This window comes from Pseudomonas paracarnis (genome assembly GCF_904063055.1).
In the GTDB taxonomy this organism is placed as follows: Bacteria; Pseudomonadota; Gammaproteobacteria; order Pseudomonadales; family Pseudomonadaceae; genus Aquipseudomonas; species Aquipseudomonas paracarnis.
Window position 1 is genome coordinate 78139 of record NZ_CAJFCN010000002.1, and the last position, 21508, is coordinate 99646.

Here is a 21508-nt window from a genome sequence, read left to right on the forward strand (position 1 = left end):
GAGCCTGTGATGAGCCTATTAGAAGAAAACCAAGCCACCGACCTTGAACAGATGGTGGGCCTGACCCGCCGTCGCTTTATCGGCGCAGGCGCCCTGTGCGGCGCCGCGATGTTCCTCGGCGGCAACCTGCTGAGCCGCAGCGCCCTGGCCGTGAATGCCGCTACCGCCAGCCCGTTGCTGGGGTTCACCAGCATCGCCGCCGCCACCAGCGACACCATCACCCTGCCACCGGGCTACAGTGCTTCTGTGTTGATCAGTTGGGGCCAGCCCCTGCACAAGAACGCCCCGGCTTTCGACCCGTCCGGCCATGGCACCGCCAAGGCTCAGGAACAACAGTTCGGCGACAACAACGACGGCATGAGCCTGTTTCCATTCCCCGGTGACGACAACCGCGCGCTGATGGCGATCAACAACGAATACACCAACTATCGCTACCTCTACGCCCACGGCGGCGCGCCACAATCGGCCGAAGACGTGCGCAAGGCGCTGGCCAGCGAAGGCGTGTCGGTGATCGAAGTACGCCGCAAGGGCGACACCTGGCAATTCGTCCAGGATTCACGCTACAACCGGCGCATCCACGGCAATTCGCCGATCCGTTTGAGTGGCCCTGCCGCCGGCCATGACTGGCTGAAAACCACCGCCGACAAGACCGGCAAAAAAGTCCTCGGCACGTTCCAGAACTGCGCCAACGGCAAGACCCCGTGGGGCACCTACCTGACCTGCGAAGAAAACTTCACCGACTGCTTCGGCAGCAGCAACCCGCAGCAAACCTTCGACGCAGGGCAGAAGCGCTACGGCGTGGTGGCCGCCAGCAAGGACATTAACTGGCATCAGCACGACCCGCGCTTTGATATGGCCAAGAACCCCAACGAACTCAATCGCCATGGTTGGGTGGTGGAAATCGACCCGTTCGATCCGCAATCCACCCCGGTAAAACGCACGGCCTTGGGCCGCTTCAAGCACGAGAACGCGGCCCTCGCCGAAACCCGTGACGGCCGCGCCGTGGTGTACATGGGCGACGATGAACGCGGTGAATTCATCTACAAGTTCGTCAGCCGCGATCAGATCAACCACAACAACCCGAAGGCCAACAAAGACCTGCTCGACCACGGCACCTTGTACGTGGCGATCTTCGACGCGGGCGACGGCAACGCCGACCATCCCAAGGGCAAAGGCCAGTGGGTCGAACTCACCCATGGCAAAAACGGCATTGACGCCAGCAGCGGTTTCGCTAACCAGGCCGAGGTGCTGATTCATGCGCGCCTGGCCGCCAGCGTGGTGAAAGCCACACGCATGGACCGCCCGGAATGGATCGTGGTCAGCCCTACCGATGGCCAGGTCTATTGCACCCTGACCAACAACGCCAAGCGCGGCGAAGAGGGCCAGCCGGTGGGCGGCCCCAACCCACGGGAGAAAAACGTCTACGGCCAGATCCTGCGCTGGAAAGCCGAAGCCGATAACCACGGTGCCACGGACTTCACCTGGGACCTGTTCGTGGTGGCCGGCAACCCCGGCGTGCATGCCGGTAACCCCAAGGGCGGCTCGTCCAACATCAACCCGCAAAACATGTTCAACAGCCCCGACGGCCTGGGCTTCGACAAAGCCGGGCGCCTGTGGATCCTGACCGATGGCGACTACAGCAACGCCGGCGACTTTGCGGGCATGGGCAATAACCAGATGCTGTGCGCCGACCCGAGCACGGGTGAAATCCGTCGCTTCATGGTGGGGCCGGTGGCGTGTGAAGTGACGGGGATCAGCTTTTCGCCGGACCAGAAAACCTTGTTCGTGGGCATTCAGCACCCAGGGGAAACCGGTGGTTCGACCTGGCCGGAACACCTGCCCAATGGCAAACCCCGGTCTTCGGTGATGGCGATTCGGCGGGATGATGGCGGGATCGTAGGCGCCTGATAGACCGCTATCGCAGGCAAGCCAGCACCCACATTTCGATGTGTAAATACATGCCAGTGTGGGAGCTGGCTTGCCTGCGAAGGCGTCCGCACAGCCACCGGCTATCTATGCTGTTACCATACCCGGCCGGACGCGGCGCCCTGCTGCGCGCAGGAGTTCGCATGGCCCACCCGTTTGAAACACTCACCCCAGACCTGGTGCTCGACGCCGTCGAAAGCATCGGTTTCCTCAGCGACGCGCGGGTTCTGGCGCTCAACAGCTACGAAAACCGCGTGTACCAAGTGGGCATCGAAGACGCCGAACCGCTGATCGCCAAGTTCTATCGCCCCCAGCGCTGGACCAACGAGGCGATCCTGGAAGAACACCGCTTCACCTTCGAACTGGCCGAGTGCGATGTACCGGTGGTCGCCCCCTTGGTCCACAACGGCGAGAGCCTGTTCGAACATGCAGGTTTCCGCTTCACCCTGTTCCCCCGCCGTGGCGGCCGCGCGCCGGAGCCAGGCAACCTCGATCAGCTTTACCGGCTCGGGCAACTGCTGGGGCGTTTGCACGCGGTGGGCTCCACCCGCCCGTTCGAACACCGCGAAGCCCTGGGGGTGAAGAATTTCGGTCACGACTCCCTCACCACCTTGCTTGAAGGCAACTTCATTCCCAAAAGCCTGTTGCCGGCCTACGAGTCCGTGGCCCGCGACCTGCTCAAGCGTGTGGAAGAGGTTTACAAGGCCACGCCGCACAAGAACATCCGTATGCACGGTGACTGCCACCCCGGCAACATGATGTGCCGCGACGAGATGTTCCATATCGTCGACCTGGATGACTGCCGCATGGGCCCAGCGGTGCAAGACCTGTGGATGATGCTGGCTGGTGACCGCCAGGAATGCCTCGGCCAGCTCTCGGAGCTGATGGACGGCTATCAGGAATTCCACGACTTCGACCCGCGCGAACTGGCGCTGATCGAGCCGCTGCGCGCCCTGCGCTTGATGCACTACAGTGCCTGGCTCGCACGACGCTGGGACGACCCGGCGTTTCCCCATAGCTTTCCGTGGTTTGGCAGCGAACGGTATTGGGGTGACCAGGTGCTGGCGTTGCGCGAGCAACTGTCGGCGCTCAATGAAGAACCGCTGAAGCTCTTCTGACCTGGCCCTGCCTCCTGTGGGAGCTGGCTGTCCATGCTCGCCCCCACGCTCTGCGTGGGCGCTGTGACGCTCCGCGTCACGATTTAAGAGCAGACGCAGAGCGTCCAAGGCGGCGTTACCACGCAGAGCGTGGGAACGAGCGTTGTCTGACAAATATCCTTACAATTGCGCTTTGTTAGCTGCCTAAGCAAGGATTCTGCAATGCAAGCCGCCAACCCCCGCAAGGGGTACATCCTGGGCCTGAGCGCCTATGTCATCTGGGGTCTGTTCCCGCTCTACTTCAAAGCCATCGCCAGCGTGCCCGCCGCCGAGATCATCGTGCACCGCGTGTTGTGGTCGGCCCTGTTCGGTGGGCTGTTGCTGATGGTGTGGAAACATCCCGGCTGGTTTCGCGAACTGCGCGACAACCCCAAGCGCCTGGCGATCCTGGCCCTCAGCGGTTCGTTGATCGCCGCTAACTGGCTGACCTATGTGTGGTCGGTGAACACCGGGCGCATGCTTGAAGCGAGCCTGGGTTACTACATCAACCCGCTGGTGAATGTGCTGCTGGGCATGCTGATCCTCGGCGAGCGCTTGCGCCGTTTGCAATGGGTAGCGGTGGGGTTGGCAGCGATAGGTGTGGCGCAGCAGGTGTGGCAAGTCGGTAGCCTGCCGTGGGTGTCGCTGGCGCTGGCGCTGACGTTCGGCTTCTACGGTTTGATCCGCAAGCAGGCGCCGGTCAAGGCGCTGCCAGGGCTGGTGGTGGAAACCTGGATGCTGGTACCCATTGCCGTCGCCTGGTTGTTGTTCAACCCGACCGCCCACAGCGCGCAACTGGCGTTCTGGAGCACCTCCGAGGCCTGGTGGCTGGTGGCCGCAGGCCCGGTGACGCTGATTCCCCTGGTGTGCTTCAACGCCGCTGCACGGCACTTGCCCTACACCGCCCTGGGCTTTTTGCAGTATGTGGCGCCGACGCTGGTGTTGCTCGAAGCCGTGCTGTTGTTCGGTGAACACCTGGCGCCGAGCACCTTGGTCGCCTTCGCCTTTATCTGGGCCGGGTTGGTGGTGTACAGCCTGGATGCCTGGCTGACCGTGCGTAAACGCTGATCAAATAACGTACAAACCTCTGCAAGCCACGGCTTTCGTGGCTTGCAGCGTTCCACCCAAAGGTTATCCACAGCCTGATCCCCGCCATTTGTGCACAAGCCCTTGAAACTGCTCGTTTTTTGCTCAACTTGCGCAGAAGGCCGGCGGGCGTGGCCTGGCGTCGGGTCTCTACAGGTTATCCACAGGCCCATGCAAGATTTCCCTGCATAACCTTGTGGATCGTTATTCCTCCTGACGTAACTCCACCATCAAGTCATCGGCCAAGGTTTCCAAAGCCTCTTGCAGGGTTTCCAGCGATAGCGTGGCCGGCACTTGCAACAACGCCTCGGCGTTGAACAGCGGATCACCGCTCATGGGCGCCGGGCGCACATCGGTGCTCAGGCGTTCCAGGTTGACGCCCTGCTGGCTCAGCAGCGCGGTGATCTCACGCACGATGCCCGAGCGGTCATTGCCCACCAGGGTCATCAGGATCGGCTTGGACGCCGATGCCTGGCCGCTGCTGCCCTCACCCACCAACACGCGAATGCCATGGATGGATAAATCCTCCAATGCCCCCACCAATGCCTGGCGCTGCTCGCTCGGCACGCTCACCCGCAGGATCCCGGCAAACTGCCCGGCCATGTGCGCCATGCGGCTTTCCAGCCAGTTACCACCATGACTGGCAATGTTCTGCGCGATGCGTTCAACCAGGCCGGGTTTGTCGGCGGCGATAATAGTGAGTACAAGATGGTCCATGGCGTAGTCCCTCGGTTGGTTGATCCTCGATTATAGACATGCCGCGTTTATCCAGAAGGGACGCGTGATCGTTAACGTCCATGGCAGGCAAGCCAGCTCCGCCAGACAAATCGTGTACCATTTTTATATTTATCTGGAACAATCCAATAGTTTTTTGAGAACATCCGGTTCTCCGCTGTGACCGTACGACCAAAGTGGGTCGCTAAACGACGTATTTAGTCTAATTTTCACAACCGCAAGTCATCATGTAGTATGCCAAACCGTGCACTACATAATGAAAATCTGATAAAGCGCATAAGCTCCGCAGAGTGAGGCAAGCAATGACTGAACACGTTCAAGTCGGTGGCCTGCAGGTCGCCAAAGTCCTGTTCGACTTCGTGAACAACGAAGCCATTCCCGGTACCGGCATCACTGCCGACCAGTTCTGGGCCGGTGCCGACAAGGTCATCCATGACCTGGCCCCGAAGAACAAAGCCCTACTCGCCAAACGCGACGACTTCCAGGCGCGGATCGATACCTGGCACCAGACCCACGCCGGCCAGGCCCATGACCCGGTGGCCTACAAAGCCTTCCTGCAAGACATCGGCTACCTGTTGCCAGAAGCCGCAGACTTTGAGGCCTCGACCCAAAACGTCGATGATGAGATCGCACGCATGGCCGGCCCACAGCTGGTCGTGCCGGTGATGAACGCCCGCTTCGCCCTCAATGCCTCGAATGCGCGCTGGGGCTCGCTGTACGACGCGCTCTATGGCACCGACGCCATCAGCGAAGCCAACGGCGCCGAGAAGGGCAAGGGCTATAACAAAGTGCGTGGCGACAAGGTGATTGCCTTCGCCCGCGCTTTCCTCGACGAGGCCGCACCGCTCAGCGCCGGCAGCCATGTCGATTCCACCGGCTACAAAATCGTCGATGGCAAGCTGATCGTCAGCCTCAAAGGCGGCAGCAACAGCGGCCTGCGTGACGATGCCCAGTTGATCGGTTTCCAGGGCCCTGCGGCCGAGCCGATTGCGATCCTGCTCAAGCACAATGGCCTGCACTTCGAAATCCAGATCGACGCCAGCACCCCAGTCGGCCAAACCGACGCCGCAGGCGTCAAAGACGTGCTGATGGAAGCCGCGCTGACCACCATCATGGACTGCGAAGACTCTGTGGCCGCCGTCGACGCCGATGACAAAGTGGTGATCTACCGCAACTGGCTCGGCCTGATGAAGGGCGACCTGGCCGAAGAAGTGGCCAAGGGCGGCCAGACCTTCACCCGCACCATGAACCCTGACCGCGTCTACACCGGCGTGGATGGCAGCGACGTGACCCTGCACGGCCGTTCGCTGTTGTTCGTGCGCAACGTTGGCCACTTGATGACCATCGACGCGATCCTCGATAAAGACGGCAACGAAGTACCCGAAGGCATCCTCGACGGCCTGATCACCAGCCTGGCGGCGATCCACAGCCTCAACGGCAACAACACCCGCAAGAACAGCCGCACCGGTTCTGTGTACATCGTGAAACCGAAGATGCACGGCCCGGAAGAAGCCGCGTTCACCAACGAACTGTTCGGTCGCATCGAAGAGGTGCTGAACCTGGCGCGCAATACCCTCAAGGTCGGGATCATGGACGAGGAGCGCCGCACCACGGTCAACCTCAAGGCCTGCATCAAGGCGGCCAGCGAGCGCGTGGTGTTTATCAACACCGGTTTCCTCGACCGCACTGGTGATGAAATCCACACCTCCATGGAAGCCGGCGCGATGGTGCGCAAGGCGGCCATGAAGGCGGAAAAATGGATCGGCGCCTATGAGAACTGGAACGTCGATATCGGCCTGAGCACCGGCCTGCAAGGGCGTGCACAAATCGGTAAAGGCATGTGGGCCATGCCCGACCTGATGGCTTTGATGCTTGAGCAGAAAATCGCCCACCCGTTGGCCGGTGCCAACACCGCCTGGGTACCGTCGCCGACCGCTGCGGCCCTGCATGCGTTGCACTACCACAAGGTTGATGTGTTTGCCCGCCAGGCCGAACTGGCCAAGCGCGAGCGCGCTTCGGTGGACGATATCCTCACCATTCCTCTGGCCAGCAACACCGATTGGTCCGAAGAAGAGATCCGCAACGAACTGGACAACAACGCCCAGGGCATCCTCGGCTATGTGGTGCGTTGGATCGACCAGGGTGTGGGCTGCTCCAAGGTGCCGGACATCAACGATGTCGGCCTGATGGAAGACCGCGCCACCCTGCGCATTTCCAGCCAGCACATCGCCAACTGGCTGCGCCACGGCATCGTCAACGAAGCTCAAGTGATGGACAGCCTCAAGCGCATGGCGCCGGTGGTGGACCGCCAGAATGCCGGGGATGCGTTGTACCGCCCACTGGCTCCGGACTTCGACAGCAACATCGCGTTCCAGGCAGCGGTGGAGTTGGTGATTGAAGGGACCAAGCAGCCCAATGGCTATACCGAGCCGGTGTTGCATCGCAGGCGTCGGGAGTTCAAGGCCAAGAACGGCCTGTAATGGAAAAAAGCCCTGATCGAAAGATCGGGGCTTTTTTATCAGGTGTGTCAGTTAGACCGCGTTGCCTGAATCGCAGGCAAGCCAGCTCCCACAGGGGGATGCATTTCAAATGTGGGAGCCGGGCTTACCCGCGAAGAGGCCAGGCCAGTCACCCCACACTCAGGGCACCATCCCCAACTCCCGCTTTACCAACTTCGCCAACTTCACGCTATCAATCGGCTTGAGCAAGAAATCCACCACGCTCAAATGCATCGCATCAATCACATCCGGCGCTTCCGCGTCTCCAGACATGATGATGATCGGCAACGCCGCACGGGTGGACTCACGCACCTGGCGGATCAATTCCAGGCCATTGCTGGGCGCCATGCGCAGGTCGGTGATCAGCAAACCGATGGAACTGCTCGTCTTCAACAAATCCCACGCAGCCTCGCCACTTTCGGCAGTCATGCAGCGAATACCATCGAGCCCAAGGATTTCCGCCAGCAATTCACGCGCGTCCTTGTCGTCGTCCACGATCAAAACGCGTTGGGGGGGTAAATCGGGCTCCAGCATCACGGCGCTCAGCGCCTCGCGCTCGGCATCACTCAAAATATCGTGGTCGGACATACGTTTCTCAGCAGTTCTCATCAATCTCCCAGCACACTCGTCAGACATCTGCGGAAGGGCGAACAATGTGCACTTCGTCGGAAAGTTTGCCTAGTGGGCTTTCTACGGGTTTTGGACGATTGTCATGTAAGGTTTTTCCCTAGTTTTGCGCGGTATTCCTCGACCTAGACTTACGTCCAATGGGCACCCACTGCGCAGGAGTCGACCATGCAGCACGATAACGACAAAAACACTGCGGTCACTGTTATGAGTAAAGCTGATGCATTCGCACAGGCGGGTAAAACCGCTGTGTTGCAGAACATCCACGGCACCCTGCAATTCCTGCAACGCTTCCCGCCGTTCAACCAGATGGAACAGGCGCACCTGGCTTTCCTGGTGGAACAGTGCCAACTGCGTTTCTACGGCCCCGGCGACAGCATCCTCAAACCGTCGGGCGGCCCGGTCGAGCACTTTTATATCGTCAAGCAGGGGCGGGTCGTGGGTGAGCGGCCAGACTCGGCAGACACCACCTTTGAAATCGCCACCGGCGAATGCTTCCCCCTCGCCGCCTTGCTGGGTGAGCGCGCGACCCGTACAGAACACAAAGCCGCTGAAGACACCTTTTGCCTGCAATTGAACAAACCGGCCTTTATCAAGCTGTTCGCCCTGTCCAGCCCGTTTCGTGATTTCGCCTTGCGCGGGGTCAGCAGCCTGCTCGACCAGGTCAACCAGCAGGTACAGCAAAAAGCCGTGGAAACCCTCGGCACCCAATATTCCTTGAATACCCGCCTGGGTGAATTGGCCATGCGCCACCCGGTCACCTGCAGCCCGCACACACCGTTGCGCGAAGCGGTGACCTTGATGCACGAACAGCAAGTCGGCAGCATTGTGATCGTCAACGAACACAAGGCGCCCCTGGGCATCTTCACCCTGCGCGATCTGCGCCAGGTGGTCGCCGATGGCACCAGCGACTTCAGCCAGAGCATTGCCGGGCACATGACCCAGGCGCCGTTTTACTTGAGCCCGGAGCACAGCGCGTTCGACGCGGCCATCGCCATGACCGAACGGCATATCGCCCATGTGTGCCTGGTGCAAGACCAGCGCCTGTGTGGCGTGGTCTCCGAGCGTGACTTGTTTTCCTTGCAGCGTGTGGACCTGGTGCACCTGGCCCGCACCATCCGCAACGCGCCCCGGGTGGAAAACCTGGTGGCGATTCGCGGTGAAATCGGCCAGTTGGTGGAGCGCATGCTCGCCCATGGCGCCTCATCCACCCAGATCACCCACATCATTACGCTGCTCAACGACCACACCGTGTGCCGGGTGATCGAGCTGACCCTCGCGGAAAAAGGCGACCCCGGCGTGCCCTTCAGTTGGCTGTGTTTTGGCAGCGAAGGCCGCCGCGAACAAACGCTGTACACCGACCAGGACAACGGCATCCTGTTCGAGGCCAAGGACGCCGTCGAAGCCGCCGACAGGCGTGAGCTCTTGCTACCGCTGGCGCAGCACATCAACCAAAGCCTGGCGCTGTGCGGCTTCAGCCTGTGCAAGGGCAATATCATGGCCGGCAACCCCGAGCTGTGCTTGTCCCGCGTGGAGTGGGCGCGGCGCTTCGGCGCGTTCATTCGTGAGGCGACGCCGGAAAACCTGCTGGGCTCAAGCATCTATTTTGACTTGCGCGTGGTGTGGGGCGAAGAGCGCGGTTGCGAGCAACTGCGCCAGGGCATTCTCGATCAGGTGGCGGATAACCGCTTGTTCCAACGCATGCTGGCCGAAAACGCGCTACTACGACGCCCGCCGGTAGGGCGTTTTCGCGAGTTCGTGCTGACCCGCAAAAATGGCGAAAAGGCCACCCTCGACCTCAAGGTGCAGGGCCTTACGCCTTTTGTAGATGGCGCGCGCCTGTTGGCCCTGGCCAATGGCATCCACGCCAACAACACCCTGGAACGCCTGCGCCAGTTGGTGGATAAGGCCGTGATCGAACCCCTGGATGGCGCCGCCTATGAAGAGGCCTACCACTTTATCCAGCAGACCCGCATGCAGCAGCACCAATTGCAGACCCGCGAGAACCTGCCCTATTCCAACCGCGTCGACCCCGACAGCCTCAACCACCTGGACCGGCGCATCCTGCGTGAGTCCCTGCGCCAGGCCCAACGCCTGCAAAGCAGCCTGAGCTTGCGGTATCAGCTATGAGTTTGTTTGGCTGGCTGCGCGCGAAAAAGCCCGGGCTCAACGCTGCGCAACAGCAGCGCCTGGAGCATTTACCCAAGCCCGCCGAACTGGGCAACGGCCCATTGCGCAGCCAGCGCTGGGTAGTGGTGGACCTGGAAACCAGCGGCCTGAACCTTCACCGCGACCAGGTGCTGTCCATCGGCGCCGTGGTCATCGAAGACGGTGCGGTGGATTTCTCCCAACTGTTCGAACGCACCCTGCAGCGCACCGACACCAAGCTCAGCCCCAGTGTGCTGATCCACGGGTTGGGGCCCAGTGCAATTGCCGCCGGCAGCGACCCGGCCGAGGCGTTGCTGGATTTCATGGCGTTCGTGGGCGACAGCCCTCTGCTGGCTTTTCATGCGCCGTTTGATCAACACATGCTGTGCCGGGCGCTCAAGGACAGCCTGGGGTATCGCCTGGCCCATCCATTCCTGGATGTGGCAGACCTGGCTCCGCTGTTGTGCCCTGAGGCGCATATCCGCGAGGCCGGGCTGGATGATTGGCTCAACCACTTCAGGCTACAGGCTGGCGAACGCCACCATGCCAGCGCCGATGCACTGGCGACGGCAGAGCTGATGCTGATCCTGTTCAGCCGTGCGCGGCAGCAACAGATAGACACGCCCCAGACGCTGCAAGAGCGTTTGGCCCAATGGAAACGGCGCAAACAGTCCCCTTCCCTTTAACGCTTCGCGCCCGACGCGGAGCATCGCGGGATGCATTCCCACGCCGAGCGTGGGAACGATCACCCGACAGACGCCAATTGCGCCCACCCCACGCCTCTGCGACAATCGCGAATAATTCTCGTTAGTTTAAACCTCTTGTTTATTCGGTGATGCCTTGTCGTCGGTCCAGACCCCACGCAGTGAGCTTGTTGGTGCGTTATATCGCGACCACCGTGGCTGGCTGTTGGCTTGGCTGCGACGCAACGTGGGGTGCCCAAGCCGCGCCGAAGACCTGAGCCAGGACACCTTCATGCGCCTGCTGGGCCGTGACGAGTTGCGCGAGCCCCGCGAACCGCGGGCGTTCCTGGTGGCCATCGCCAAGGGTTTGCTGTTCGACTATTTCCGACGTGCGGCCCTGGAACAGGCCTACCTCACCGAATTGATGCTGATCCCGGAAAGCGAACAGCCTTCGCCGGAAGCCCAGCAACTGATCCTCGAAGACCTCAAGGCCATCGACCGCCTGCTCGGCAAACTGTCGAGCAAGGCCCGCGCCGCGTTCCTCTATAACCGCCTCGACGGCCTGGGCCATGCCGAAATCGCCCAGCGCCTGGGCGTGTCGGTGCCCCGCGTGCGCCAATACCTGGCCCAGGGCATTCGCCAGTGCTACATCGCACTGTATGGCGAGCCGTCGTGACCGCGATCGGCTCCAAACCGGTGTCGTCGCGCGTGCTGGATGCCGCGATTGCCTGGCAGCTGTCCCTCGACTCGGGCGACGGCAGCGCGGTGGAACAGGAAGAGTTCAGCAAGTGGCTGGCCAGTGATGAGGAACACGCCCGCGCCTGGCGCCAGTTGGGCATGCTCGACCAGCGTTTCAGTGTGGCCTCGGGCCCGGCTCGGGCGGCGCTGCTGCAGTCGCGCCACGGCATTCGCCAGCGCGTGCGCAAACTGGGCCGGGGCTTGGCCAGTATCGTGCTGATGTGCGGCCTGGCGCTGTTTGCCGGTGAGCGTTACGTGCCTATTCACTATTGGCTGGCCGACCAGCGCACCGCCACCGGTGAACAGCGCACGCTGAAGCTGGCGGACGGCACGCGGATCAACCTCAACACCCACAGCGCCATTGATGTGCGCTTCGACGAAACACGCCGCTTGATCGTGTTGCAGGCAGGCGAAATTCTCGTCGAAACCGGCCACGACGATTCACGCCCTTTCTACGTGCAAACCCGCGACGGCAGCCTGCGGGCGCTGGGTACTCGGTTTATCGTCAAGCGCGAAGACGACGCTACGCGCCTGAGTGTGTTGCAGTCAGCCGTGGCCGCCCAGCCCGAGGCGTTGCACCACGAACAGGTGTTCAAGGCGGGCCAGCAGGTGCTGATGCGCAGCGACGGCCTTGGCCCGTTGCTGGCCGTCACCCCGGCCACCGATGCCTGGACGCGCGGCATGCTGGTAGTGGACAACGCTCGGCTGGGGGATGTGATCGAGGAGTTGGCGCGCTATCGCACCGGCTACCTGGGGGTGGATAACAACGTGGCCGACCTGCGCATCACCGGCAGTTTCCCGCTGCATGACACCACGTTGGCATTGAATGCGCTGTTGCCGACTTTGCCGGTGCAGATCGAGCAGCACACGCCGTGGTGGGTGACCGTCAAGGGTAAGCCTTAGGTCCTGCAGCGCCTGGGCGATTGCTATCGCAGGCAAGCCAGCTCCCACATTTCGAATTGCGAACACCTTCAACTGTAGGAGCTGGCTTGCCTGCGATGAGGCCCTCAAGCACACCTGCGAAAAATATTTTCACTCACCCCTATCACTTTTCGATTCTCGCTCGGCACCTAGGCAATTGAGAAATATTTCCATTCAGGAGCCGCCCTTATGTCCCGCACGCTAGACACCTTGTTGCGCCCCAGCCTGTTAGCCATGGCGATCGCCCTCAGCGCCCCGCTCGCCAGCACCCCGCTGATCGCCGCCGAACAAGCCTCCAGCGTGCGCGCCTATAACCTGCCCGCTGCGCCCCTGGCCACCACCCTGAACCAGATCGCCAGCCAGGCCGGCCTGGCGCTGACCCTCAACCCCGCACTCGCCGCCGGCAAGACCTCGGCACCGGTCAAAGGCCAGTTCGATGCGCAGGGCGCGTTGCGGGAAGCCTTGCGGGGGACGGGGTTGCAGTTGGAGCAGAGCAGTGCGGGCACTTACACCCTGATGCCGGTCCCGGAGGGCGTCGTTGCCTTGCCGACCACCAACATCACCGGCCAAGGCAGCTATGAAAGCGCTTGGGGGCCGGTGGAGGGATATGTTGCAAAGCGCACCGCCGCCGGCACCAAAACCGATACTGCGCTGGTCGAGGCACCACGCTCGATCTCGGTAGCCACCCGCGAGCAAATGCAGGACCGTAACGTGCAGAACCTCGACGATGCGGTCAAATACATGCCCGGTATCGTGTCTGCCAGCTACGGCAGCGACACCCGTTACGACTGGATGCGCGTACGCGGCTTCGAGCCGACGCAATTCCTCGATGGCCTGCCACTGCCCCGTGGCGTGTACGCCAACCCGAAAGCCGAAACCTGGAACCTCGACCGCCTCGCCCTGCTGCGCGGTCCGGCTTCATCGGTTTATGGTCAAACTCCACCTGGTGGCTTGCTGGACATGGTCAGCCGCCGTCCCAGCGCCGAACAGAGCAGTGCTATCCAGGTGCAATACGGCAGTGACAACCACCGCCAGATCAATTTCGAAAGCACTGGCAAGATCGATGATGAGGGCCAGTTTCTCTACAGCGTTGGCGGCGTGGTGCGCGATGCCGGTACCCAGGTCGATCACATTGACAACAAGCGGTACAACATCGCACCGAGCTTGACCTGGAATATCGACACCGATACCAAGTTGACCTTGCTGTCGCAGTTCACCCGCGACGATACCGGGGCGACCAGCCAGTTCCTGCCGATAGTCGGCACCAAGATCAAGTCGCCACTGGGTGACGTTTCGCATCATAAAAACCTGGGCGATCCGGACTACGAGTTCTACGACCGTACCTATTACGCACTCGGCTACGCATTCGAGCACCGCTTCAACGATACCTGGCAGTTCAAACAGAATCTGCGTTACACCAAATCAGAATTGTCGTTCCAACAATTGACCGTGGGCGCCTTTGCCTGGGCACCGGTCGACGCCGAAGGCAATATGGACCGTTCTTCGACCAACGTGGACGAGAACATCGGACAATTGGCGGTAGATAACAACTTTCAGGCCGACTTCTCCACCGGCGACGTCACCCACACCCTTCTACTCGGGCTTGACCACCAGCGTACCGATACCTCGTACCTGTCGATTTACGGGCAGGCCGGACGAGTCAACATCTTCAACCCGGTCAACACCACGCCAGTTGAACGCCCCGCACGCTCCGGCGCTTTCTACGACTACAATCAGAAAACCGTCCAGACCGGCCTCTACGTCCAAGACCAGATGGCTCTTGATAACTGGCGCTTGACCCTGGGTGGCCGTGAAGACTGGGTGCACCAAGGCACTACGTACCTCAACAAAAACGACGCGACCAATACTGACCGCAGCAAGAATTTCAGCGGTAACGCGGCACTGAGCTATGTGTTCGACTCGGGCTTCGTACCGTATATCTCCTACGCCGAATCTTTCCAGCCGGCGAGCAACGCCAGCGCCTCTCCTACAGAATCCTATAAGCCCACCGAAGGCAAGCAGTGGGAATTGGGGATCAAGTACCAACCGCCGGGTTCGAACACGCTACTCAGTGCCGCGCTGTATGACCTGACCCAGAAGAACGTTCTGGTCAGCAGCTTCCAGTCCGGTGGTGTTTCTGTCACCGACCAGACCGGCGTAGTGAAAGTCAAAGGCCTGGAGCTGGAAGCCGTATCTGACGTGACCGAAAACCTCAAAGTGATCGCTGCCTACACGTTGGCCAAATCCGAAGTGCAAAAAGGCGAGTTCAAAGGCAACCGCCTGCAACTGATGCCTAACCAACAAGCGTCCTTGTGGACCGACTACACCTGGCACACCGGCGCGCTCGACGGTTTCGGTATCGGCTTCGGCGCCCGCTACACCGGCAACACCTACGGCGACCAGGCCAATACCTGGGCCGGCAAGGCCAACGCCTACACCGTCTTCGACGGCGCGCTGCACTATGACCTCGGCCGCCTGGACAACAGCCTCAAGGGCGCGTCGGTGAAAGTGAACGCGACCAACCTGTTCAACAAGGACTACATTTCCACCTGTGATGGCTCCTATTGCTACTTCGGCGACCAACGCAGCGTCGTCGCCAGCGCCACCTACCAGTGGTAATCAGCTGAGTTAACCACCAGGCCGCCCAAAGGGCGGCTTTGGTGCATCTGAAGGCTCGACAATGAAAAGCAAAACCATCCGCCGCTGGTCCTTCATCCACACCTGGACCAGCCTGATCTGCACCGTATTCCTGCTGCTGCTCGCCCTCACCGGCCTGCCGTTGGTGTTTCACCACGAGATCGACCACCTGCTGGGCAATGAACCCGAACTGGCGCAGATGCCTGCCGATACGCCCCGGCTCAACCTTGAGCAGCTTGTGGCTAAAGCCCAGGCCCATCGCCCCGGCGAGGCCATGCAGTACCTTGCCTGGGACGAAGACGACAAGAACGGTGTGATCGCGATCATGGCGGCCACAGCCGGCACTGAGCCGAATTCGTCGCACACCTTCATGCTCGACGCCCGCACTGGCCAAGCAGTGGAAACCCCCGCAGCCAATGGCGGGCTGACCCTGTTCCTGCTGCGCCTGCATGTGGATATGTTTGCCGGGTTGCCGGGCAAGTTGTTGCTGGCGTTCATGGGCCTTCTGTTTGTGCTGGCGATTATCTCGGGCACGGTGTTGTACCTGCCGTTCATGCGTCGCTTGAAGTTCGCCACGGTGCGCCAGGACAAGTCCACTCGCCTGCGCTGGCTCGACCTGCACAACCTGATCGGCGTGGTCACTTTGACCTGGGCGTTGGTGGTGGGGGTAACCGGCGTGATCAGCGCCTGCGCCGACCTGATCATCGCCGCCTGGCGCCAGGACAGCCTCAGCGCCATGATCGAACCTTACAAGAACGCCCCGCCGCTGACCCAACGCGCGCCCGCCACGGAGCTGTTGAACATTGCGGCCAAGGCCGCGCCCGGTATGGAACCGGACTTTATCGCCTTCCCCGGCACGCGTTTTTCCAGCGAACATCACTACGCCGTGTTCATGAAGGGCAGCACCCACCTGACCTCCCATTTGCTGACCCCGGTGCTGATCGACGCCAGCACCCTGGCCGTCACCGCCATCGCCGAACGGCCGTGGTACATGGATGCCATGGGCATGTCCCAACCCCTGCATTTCGGTGATTACGGCGGCATGCCAATGAAGGTCCTGTGGGCGGTGCTGGATGTGTTGACCATCATCGTGCTGGTGAGCGGCATTTACTTATGGATCGTACGCCGCAAGGCGGCCAAGGTATGAAGCCGCGGCAGTCGAATGTCTGGAAGGTCTTTGCCATCCCGCTGGGGATCGGCCTGCTCAGTGCCGCCGGGTTGTTTGCGGCGTTGCTGGGCGATGGGTGGTGGGATTCGTTGAGTTGGATCGGGCTCGGGATACCGGCAATGATGGGGGTATGGGGGTTGGTTAAGCGGCGCGCCTGAGGTCGCTATCGCAGGCAGGCCAGCTCCCACATTTTGACCTGTGAACACAGTCCATTGTGGGAGCTGGCTTGCCTGCGATGAGGCCCGCAGAAACAACGCGGCCCCTCGCCAGGCACCGCACAACCCTCTAGGCTAGCCACACTTCACCTCGAGGAATGCCCATGTCCGCCCCCAGCATGACCTTGTTCCACAACCCCGCTTCGCCCTTCGTGCGTAAAGTGCGCGTGCTGCTGATCGAGACCGGCCAGCAGGATCGTGTGGCCCTGCACGCGTGCCTGCCCACTCCGGTCAACCCGGATGCCGAAGTGCTGCAAGGCAACCCCGTGGGCAAGATCCCGGCCCTGCGCCTGGCCGACGGTTCGGTATTGCACGACAGCCGGGTGATTCTCGACTACCTCGACCACCAGCATGTCGGCAACCCGCTGATCCCCCGCGGCGCCTGACCCTGGCCTCGATGGCTGACGGCATCATGGATGCCGCCGTGCTGCTACGTTACGAGACTGCCATGCGTCCGCCAGAAAAACACTGGGCTCCCTGGCTGGATGAGCAGCGCAACAAGATCCGCCGCGCCCTCGCCGAGCTGGAGCGGGACGCCATTGCCGAACTGGCCAGCCACTTCGACGTCGCCGCCATCAGCGTGGCCTGTGCCCTGGGCTATATCGACTTTCGCCACCCGGATATTCAGTGGCGCTCGGACACTCCCAAGCTCGCCGCCTGGTACGCCGAAGTCAGCCAGCGGGCTTCGATGCAGCAGACCCAACCCCCGGTTTGACCAGCCCCCTGTAGGAGCGAGCTTGCTCGCGAAAATCGTCAACGATAACGCAGGTCATCTGGTTAAACGCGGGGTCCTTGCGTTCTTCGCGAGCAAGCTCGCTCCTACAGTGAGAGGCGGTGTGATTGAGGAAGTTGACCATCCTCGCTTTCATCCGCTGATCTTCGCGCAGCCCGATCATTGCACTTCCCCCACCTTACGCTTGCCCACCCCATACCAATCCAGTTTGCGCGTCAGCACCATCACCGTACCCAGCAGGCCAAACAGCAGCAGCGAGCCCATCAACAGTGCGTAATCCTCGGCACTGAGCAAGCCGTACAGCAAGCCATACAACGCCGCCAACCCTGCCGAAAACCCCAGGCCGTGGGCGACGCTGCGCAGCACATGGCACACGTAGAAGCCGATCAACACCACACAGGCGCTGGCCGATATCAGATAGGCCAGGGCAAAGCCCAGATGCTCGGACAACGACAACAGCAACAGATAGAAGAACGCCAGCGCCACGCCCACCAAGGCGTACTGAATCGGGTGCACCGCCAGACTCTTGAGCACTTCGAACAGAAAGAAACCAGCGAAGGTCAGCGCGATAAACAACAGCGCGTATTTGATCGCCCGGTCGCTCTTGAGGTATTGGTCTACCGGGTCGATGAAATTCACCCCGAAGCTGCGGTTGTTGAAGTCGTCACAACCCTGCCCGTCCAGGCAGTTCTGCAGGGCTTGTTCCAGGTTGGTGGAGAAGAAGGACGTCTGCCAGTTGGCGCTGAAGCCTTGGTCGGTAACTTCACGCTGAGCTGGCAGGAAGTTGCCGATAAAACTCGGGTGCGGCCAGTTGGACGCCAGTGATACCTGGCTGGTCTTGCCCACGGGCACCACTTGCAGTTGTTCGGTGCCTTGCAGGCGCAGGTCGAAGGCGAAGTCCAGCACGGCCGCTTTCTTGCCGTCTTGCGCAGGCAACGTCACATGTACGCCCTCACCCAGCCAGTCCACTTGCGAACCCGGCGAGAACTCCAGGCGCTGATCGCCCAGTTCCAGCTTCAACGCGTTTTCAATACCACGAATATCGCTGATCCCCACCGCCAGAAACGCCGGCTCAAAGCGGTAGTCGGCAAAGTCTTCGGTGATCCCCAACTGCGCCGGCAACTCGAAACGCCCGCTGATACGGTTGTCGGCATGGAACAGCCGCGCCTGGTAAATGCCGCGCGCACGCAGTTCGGTTTGCACTTTGCCGTCGAGCTCAAAACGGTCCGGCAGGAAATACAGACGACCGCGTTCTTCACGGGTTTCTTCGTAGCGCTTGTTGAGCTTCTCATTGAGCTTCCACTCGCGCACCGTCTTGCGAAACGGCACCACCATCACCGGCCCGGTGAGGCGCTGGGCAAAGCTTGAGCTGCGGGCAATGTCCATCAGTACGCCGTCGCGCAGTTGCTGACGGTCGCTGATGATGCCGTTGATCATCAACAATGGAATCAGCAACAGCAGGATCAGCAGCGCAATCGCGCCCAATTTGAAAAGCAGGTTGCGGTTCATGGGTCTCTCCCTGTTTTGAAGGGGAGAGTCTGCCCAGTCGGTATGGGGGATTTATGTGGGCAATGTGGAGACTGTGTGGAGATGCAGTACCGCTTGCACGCCGCCCGGTACGTTGCCGATCTGCAACGAGCCGCCGTGCAGCTTCATCACCTCCTCGACAAAGTTGAGCCCCAGGCCCGTACTTTTGCGCCCGCTGGCCGGGCGCGGCAGCGAGTAGAAACGCTCGCTCAGGCGCGGCAAGGCGTAGTCGGGAATCGCCTGCGCCTGGTTGAACAGGCTGACCTGCACCTCGTGATGCCGCACCAGCGCGCTGAACCTCAGCGTGCCGCCGGGTGGGGTGAAATCCAGAGCGTTGTCGAGCAGGTTGCCCAGGGCCTGGCGCAGCAGGAAAGGTTCGCCAAATACCCGCACATCGGGAGCGATGGCCTGCTCGACGTGCAAGCCGGCGCCTTCGACCCGCGCACATTGAGCCTTCAACACATCCTCAACCAGGGCTGCCAAAGAAATGCTCGACTGCTCTTCCAGACCTTGGCGCTGTTCCACCTGGGCCAGGTTCAACAGGCGCTCGATCAGCTGTTGCAGGCGCGCACTTTCGCTGTCGATATTGCCGACAAACCGCTGCTGCTGCTCACGGCTCATGTCGCCCTGCAACAGCTCCGCCGCACCTCGAATCGCCGCCAGCGGGCTCTTCAATTCATGGGTCAGCGTATGCACGTAGCGCTCTACGTAAGCCTTGCCTTCCAGCTGCGTGCGCATGTGTTCCACGGCGGTGGATAACTGCTTGAGCTCGCCGCCGCGATAATGCGGCAACTCGGCGCGGCGGCCCTCGCTCACGGCTTCGGCATAGGCGGTAAGGCGTCTGAGGGCCGCCGTCAGCCACCACGACAATAGCGCGCCCAACAGCAGCCCGAGGGTGACCAGCCCGGCGCCGTACCACAGCAGGCGCCGCTCGGTGCGATCCACGTAGGGTTGCAACGAGCTGTTGGGCTTGGCTACGGTGACCACGCCGATGATCTGCCCGTTGTCACGAATCGGCGCCCCCACGTGCATCACCGATGAGGTGGGGTCGTCTGCGTCGCTGCGGGTGGAGCGCGCACCGTATTCGCCGCGCAGGGTCAGGTACACGTCGTTCCATTTCGAATAGTCCTGGCCGACTGCTTCACCGCTGGAGTCGAGCAATACCCTGCCTGTGGCGTCGGTCACGTAGATGCGATGGTTGACCTGGTTTTTCGGCAGGCCCCAGATCGTCGCTCCTGGCTGGCGACTGCCATAAGCCTTGAGCAATTCGGGCCAATGGCTCTGGCCGAGGGTGCCGTTTTTAACGTCTGCACGCAGGATTTCAGCCAGCAGGTTGGCGGTGTCCACTAATGTTTCTTCGGTGGACTGGCGCACGCCGGGGCGGATTTCCTTCATCACGGTGTTGAGCACGAAGTAGCCGGTCAGGCCGATAAACAGCGCATACACCAGGAAAATCCGCAGCCCAAGGCGCATCAGCTGTGGCTCGGGCTGTAGCTATAGCCAAGGCCACGATGGGTCTGGATCGGCTCGGCATCCGCCGCCACGCTCCTGAGTTTGCTGCGCACACTCTTGATATGGCTATCGATATTGCGCTCATAACCGGCATCAAAGGGTACGCCCACCGCATCCAGCAGTTGTTCGCGGCTGAACACGCGCTCGGGTTGGTCCAGCAGACTTTGCAGCAGGCGGAACTCATGCCGCGTGAGGCTCAAGGGTTGGCCGCGATAGAGAATCTGCATGCGTTCCAGATCCACTTGGAACAGGGTTGGCGCCACACCCGGGCCGACCCGCTTGAGAATCGCCCTGACCCGCGCCGCCACTTCCCGCGGGCTGAAAGGCTTGACCACATAATCGTCGGCACCGATCTCCAACCCCACCACCCGGTCGATCTCCGCATCCCGCGCACTGAGGAACATCACCGGCACTTCACTGAAGCGGCGCAATTGCTTGCAGGTTTCAAAGCCGGTGATGTCCGGCAGGCCGATGTCGAGAATGATCAGGTCGGCCGGGGTCTGGCGCTGATGCTCCAGCGCCGCCAGGCCGAGCGTCAGCCAAGTGGTGGTGAAGCCCTCGCCTTGCAGGGCAAAGATCAGCGTGTCGGCTATCGCCGCTTCGTCTTCGACAATCAGGATGTGCGGCATGGGTTCGATCAGCAGTCCGGTTTGTCGGCAGTGTAGCGACGTGCCGGGTTTACCGCAGCGCCAAATTCACGCAAGGCCTTGGCGCCGATCAGCAGCGGGTAGTTGAAGCTGCTGCGGTCGGTGAGGTTGACCTCGACGGTGCGCTTGACGTCGCCCAGGCACATCTCAAGGTCGATCACCGGGCGCTTGGCCACGCTGGCTTCGTCCTTGTCATCGTCTTCGTCGGCGCGGCTCTTGATCTTGCTGATGCGCGATACCTTGTGCTCGTAGACCTTGTTGCCAGCGTCCTTGCCGCCGAGGCGGAAGCGCACCCAGTCGTCGCCATCACGGGTGAAGGTTTCGATGTCACGGGCCGACAGCGAGGCGGTCAGCGCGCCGGTGTCCATCTTGGCCTTGAAGGTTTCGCCGATCTCCGGCAACTGGATGTATTCGTAGCGACCGTAGAGCGTGGGCTCGGCCGCCATGACAGGGACGGCAACCAGAGCGAACGCAGCAAGGAGTAATTTCACGGCAGGATTTCCTCGAAAGAAGTGGGCGGAGTCTAGACCGCAAACACGGCACTTAGTTGGCTGAGCGAGCATATCGCGCA

General features: G+C 61.4%; 17 protein-coding genes and 2 pseudogenes. 13 read left to right on the top strand and 6 right to left on the bottom strand.

Features of this window, described 5'->3' with window-relative positions:
- Window positions 1-9: 9 nt before the first annotated feature.
- From JMV15_RS04970 to rarD, 3 genes are all read left to right on the top strand, one after another.
- Entirely contained in the window at window positions 10-1908 is a 1899-nt protein-coding gene (locus tag JMV15_RS04970) for a PhoX family protein (RefSeq protein ID WP_038451756.1), read from the top strand.
- 161 nt (window positions 1909-2069) lie between these two features.
- Complete coding sequence (locus JMV15_RS04975; protein ID WP_003194811.1) at window positions 2070-3044, top strand: serine/threonine protein kinase; 975 nt, start codon at window positions 2070-2072, stop codon at window positions 3042-3044.
- Between the two features lie 201 nt (window positions 3045-3245).
- A complete protein-coding gene (gene rarD / locus JMV15_RS04980; protein ID WP_032902317.1) occupies window positions 3246-4130 on the top strand; it encodes an EamA family transporter RarD in 885 nt (294 codons plus the stop codon).
- A gap of 222 nt (window positions 4131-4352) precedes the next feature.
- Here the strand turns inward: rarD and JMV15_RS04985 are convergent, their stop codons facing one another.
- Window positions 4353-4865, bottom strand: a complete 513-nt coding sequence (locus JMV15_RS04985) for a glycine cleavage system protein R (protein WP_038451758.1) — start codon at window positions 4863-4865, stop codon at window positions 4353-4355.
- 320 nt (window positions 4866-5185) lie between these two features.
- On the opposite strand from JMV15_RS04985, the gene JMV15_RS04990 reads away from it, so the two are divergent.
- A complete protein-coding gene (locus JMV15_RS04990; RefSeq protein WP_019817415.1) occupies window positions 5186-7363 on the top strand; it encodes a malate synthase G in 2178 nt (725 codons plus the stop codon).
- Window positions 7364-7522: 159 nt separating this feature from the next.
- On the opposite strand, the gene JMV15_RS04995 is transcribed toward JMV15_RS04990, so the two are convergent.
- Window positions 7523-7969, bottom strand: coding sequence for a response regulator (locus tag JMV15_RS04995; protein ID WP_019817416.1), 447 nt, complete (start codon window positions 7967-7969; stop codon window positions 7523-7525).
- 246 nt (window positions 7970-8215) lie between these two features.
- On the opposite strand from JMV15_RS04995, the gene JMV15_RS05000 reads away from it, so the two are divergent.
- The 9 genes and pseudogenes from JMV15_RS05000 to JMV15_RS28265 form a co-directional block, all read left to right on the top strand.
- Complete coding sequence (locus JMV15_RS05000) at window positions 8216-10138, top strand: putative nucleotidyltransferase substrate binding domain-containing protein (RefSeq protein WP_038452263.1); 1923 nt, start codon at window positions 8216-8218, stop codon at window positions 10136-10138.
- The gene (locus tag JMV15_RS05005) at window positions 10135-10842 is read left to right on the top strand and encodes a 3'-5' exonuclease (RefSeq protein ID WP_014720216.1); all 708 of its coding nucleotides are present in this window, start codon (window positions 10135-10137) and stop codon (window positions 10840-10842) included. Before JMV15_RS05000 ends, JMV15_RS05005 begins: the two co-directional genes overlap by 4 nt.
- 154 nt (window positions 10843-10996) lie before the next feature.
- The gene (locus tag JMV15_RS05010) at window positions 10997-11515 is read left to right on the top strand and encodes an RNA polymerase sigma factor (RefSeq protein WP_019817419.1); all 519 of its coding nucleotides are present in this window, start codon (window positions 10997-10999) and stop codon (window positions 11513-11515) included.
- Entirely contained in the window at window positions 11512-12480 is a 969-nt protein-coding gene (locus JMV15_RS05015; protein ID WP_038451762.1) for a FecR domain-containing protein, read from the top strand. Before JMV15_RS05010 ends, JMV15_RS05015 begins: the two co-directional genes overlap by 4 nt.
- Before the next feature lie 207 nt (window positions 12481-12687).
- The gene (locus JMV15_RS05020) at window positions 12688-15117 is read left to right on the top strand and encodes a TonB-dependent siderophore receptor (protein WP_014720219.1); all 2430 of its coding nucleotides are present in this window, start codon (window positions 12688-12690) and stop codon (window positions 15115-15117) included.
- A 61-nt stretch (window positions 15118-15178) separates the two neighbouring features.
- Entirely contained in the window at window positions 15179-16282 is a 1104-nt protein-coding gene (locus tag JMV15_RS05025; RefSeq protein ID WP_038451768.1) for a PepSY-associated TM helix domain-containing protein, read from the top strand.
- Window positions 16279-16461 carry a hypothetical protein gene (locus tag JMV15_RS05030; RefSeq protein WP_014720221.1) on the top strand — a complete coding sequence of 61 codons (183 nt, stop codon included), beginning with the start codon at window positions 16279-16281 and terminating at the stop codon, window positions 16459-16461. Before JMV15_RS05025 ends, JMV15_RS05030 begins: the two co-directional genes overlap by 4 nt.
- 161 nt (window positions 16462-16622) lie before the next feature.
- Window positions 16623-17233, top strand: a pseudogene (locus tag JMV15_RS05035) (glutathione S-transferase).
- A gap of 22 nt (window positions 17234-17255) precedes the next feature.
- A pseudogene (locus tag JMV15_RS28265) lies at window positions 17256-17345 on the top strand (outer membrane lipoprotein carrier protein LolA); the annotation flags it as partial.
- Between the two features lie 65 nt (window positions 17346-17410).
- On the opposite strand, the gene creD reads toward JMV15_RS28265, so the two are convergent.
- Genes creD through rloA2 form a run of 4 tightly spaced genes read right to left on the bottom strand, consistent with a single transcriptional unit; the run spans window position 17411 to window position 21428 of the window.
- Window positions 17411-18760 carry a cell envelope integrity protein CreD gene (gene creD / locus JMV15_RS05040; RefSeq protein WP_014720223.1) on the bottom strand — a complete coding sequence of 450 codons (1350 nt, stop codon included), beginning with the start codon at window positions 18758-18760 and terminating at the stop codon, window positions 17411-17413.
- Between the two features lie 51 nt (window positions 18761-18811).
- Window positions 18812-20251, bottom strand: a complete 1440-nt coding sequence (creC, locus tag JMV15_RS05045; protein WP_038451771.1) for a two-component system sensor histidine kinase CreC — start codon at window positions 20249-20251, stop codon at window positions 18812-18814.
- On the bottom strand, window positions 20251-20919 hold the full coding sequence (creB, locus tag JMV15_RS05050; protein WP_038451774.1) for a two-component system response regulator CreB: 669 nt from the start codon (window positions 20917-20919) through the stop codon (window positions 20251-20253). Before creB ends, creC begins: the two co-directional genes overlap by 1 nt.
- Window positions 20920-20927: 8 nt before the next feature.
- Window positions 20928-21428, bottom strand: coding sequence for a retropepsin-like aspartic peptidase RloA2 (gene rloA2, locus JMV15_RS05055; RefSeq protein WP_038451777.1), 501 nt, complete (start codon window positions 21426-21428; stop codon window positions 20928-20930).
- Between the last annotated feature and the right edge of the window lie 80 nt (window positions 21429-21508).